Annotated in this window: 4 protein-coding genes; 1 reads left to right on the top strand and 3 read right to left on the bottom strand. The window is 61.1% G+C overall.

The features are described 5' to 3' along the window. A partial coding sequence (locus tag CK227_RS36015) for a 5'-methylthioadenosine phosphorylase (protein WP_245318427.1) occupies positions 1–812 on the bottom strand: 812 nt, incomplete at its 3' end. Further along, complete coding sequence (locus CK227_RS37755) at positions 755–1240, bottom strand: ABC transporter permease subunit (protein WP_245433499.1); 486 nt, start codon at positions 1238–1240, stop codon at positions 755–757. The genes CK227_RS37755 and CK227_RS36015, both read right to left, overlap by 58 nt. Between CK227_RS37755 and CK227_RS37750 the strand changes: the two genes are divergently transcribed. Then, positions 1233–1535 carry a hypothetical protein gene (locus tag CK227_RS37750; RefSeq protein ID WP_245433498.1) on the top strand — a complete coding sequence of 101 codons (303 nt, stop codon included), beginning with the start codon at positions 1233–1235 and terminating at the stop codon, positions 1533–1535. The two genes, CK227_RS37755 and CK227_RS37750, sit on opposite strands and share 8 nt — an antisense overlap. A 3-nt stretch (positions 1536–1538) precedes the next feature. On the opposite strand, the gene CK227_RS36005 is transcribed toward CK227_RS37750, so the two are convergent. Further along, positions 1539–1871: ABC transporter permease subunit (locus CK227_RS36005; protein WP_143750565.1), on the bottom strand; the 333-nt coding region annotated here is incomplete at its 5' end.

The following is a 1871-nucleotide window of genomic DNA, read 5'->3' as shown; positions in this document are numbered from 1 at the left end:
CCTGCCGTCACGAACGCCAAAGGCACGAAACACGCGCCGATCTCGCGGGACAAAGTGGCCTCGGGCGCTATCGAATGGTTGAGCACGTCCGCCCCCATGCCGCGGAACGCCAGGGCCTCGGCCGGGGTCGTCAGCCGCGGCCCGTAACAGTGGCCAGCAACCAACTGCTGTTCGATGCCATGAACACGGCATCCGGCCGGCCAATGACGGCGGGCGGTTTCGACCAACAATGCCGCGCATCTCGGGCAAACGATCTGCTTGCCCGAACAGTCGAAGCTCTGTCGGCCGGGAAGCAGCGAAAACGGGGTCTGCGTCAGTTCGATGATATCGGCGTTCACCACCATGTCGCCGGGCTTGATCGCCTTGTTGACGGCGCCGATGGTCGAGCAGGACAGCACTTGCCTTACACCCGCTTCCATCAAGACCCAGAACGCGCGGCGATGACAGGAATGGTCGATATGGTCGCGGGGATTACCGTGCGAATACATGCACAAGGCACGTTTCGGTTTGCCTTCGACGGTGATCGACGCATCGAACTCGAGCAGCTTCCAGTTGTCGGAACGACCGAAAGGCGTTTCAAAACTCATGTCGCGCCGGAAGGTGCGCACACCCTCGAATTCAACATCTTCCGGGAAGGCAAGCCCCCAGTTTGCCGAGCCGGTGATGATGGCCAACCCCACCTGAGGGATTTCCGTTGATTGATCCGCGGCAGCACCGGCTGCTTGACGATCTGCAGGCATGTTTCCAGTCTCTGTCAGGATTTTTGGCGAAGGCTCACGATCAGGACGGCGACCAGGACGATGACGGTCCACAAGGTCGAGATTGCCGCAATGGTCGGATCGATCTGGTCGCGCAGCGACAGGAACATGAGCTTCGGCAGCGTGCTGTTTTGACCGCTGGCGACGAAGATCGAAATCACGGACTCGTCGAGTGACGTCAGGAAGGCCATCAACGTTGCCGACAACAGACTGATCTGAAGTTGCGGGACGATTATCCCGCCAATAGCTCTCGCCCAGTTTGCGCCGAGGCTGCGCGCCGCCTGAACCTGGTTCCAGTCAAAGCGGGCCAGAGCGGGCAACAACACAATGCAGGCGACTGGAATGGCCAGCACCACATGCCCGACCAGCACGCCGAACAGCGTTCCGACCAGACGTTGCGCCGCCAGCACAAAGAAGAGACCGATCGCAAGCAGGATGCCCGGCACGATGGACGGGGTGAGCAGAGCGCCCTGAATGGCCAAGGCGGTCCTTCCTCCGAGCCGGTTGATCGAGATGCAGGCCAGCAGCGCCAGGGGCACTGCGACCATCGCCGTCAATGTCCCAAGGATCAGGCTCGTCCTGAGCCCGGCCATCCATGTCGCCGAACCGAAGAAATTCCCGTACCAGCGCAACGAGTATGCGCGCGGCGGAAACTCGAGGAGATCGGACGCTGAAAAGGAGAGTGGCACAACCACCAGCGTCGGCAGTATCAAGAACGCCATTGCGAGTGCGGAAAAGCCCCACAGGAAGATGCGGGCCAGCCTGTTGTCTGGATAGGCTTCAAGCATGGGCCGTACCGAATTTGTTGCGCGCCATCAGTCGGCGCGCCACCAGGAACATCACGCCGATCAGCGCCATAAGAACGAGGAGCAGAATGCCCAGGACGCTCGCCGACCCCCAGTCCTGAAAGGTCGACAGCGTGCGCTCGATGCGGATGGAGAGAGGATTTACCTTGCCGCCGCCGAGCACCGCCGGCGTGATGAAGAAGCCTATGGTGTAGATGAAGACGATCAATGAGCCCGAGAAGATGCCGCCGGTCGAAAGGGGCAGGATGACGGTGCGGATCGTTTGCGCAAGTGTGGCTCCCATGCTCGCCGAGGCGCGAACAAGGTT

It is taken from the genome of Mesorhizobium sp. WSM4308 (assembly GCF_002294905.1).
Classification (GTDB): domain Bacteria; phylum Pseudomonadota; class Alphaproteobacteria; order Rhizobiales; family Rhizobiaceae; genus Mesorhizobium.
Note: the sequence above shows the minus strand (reverse complement) of the source record. Positions and strands in the feature narration are given on the sequence as shown.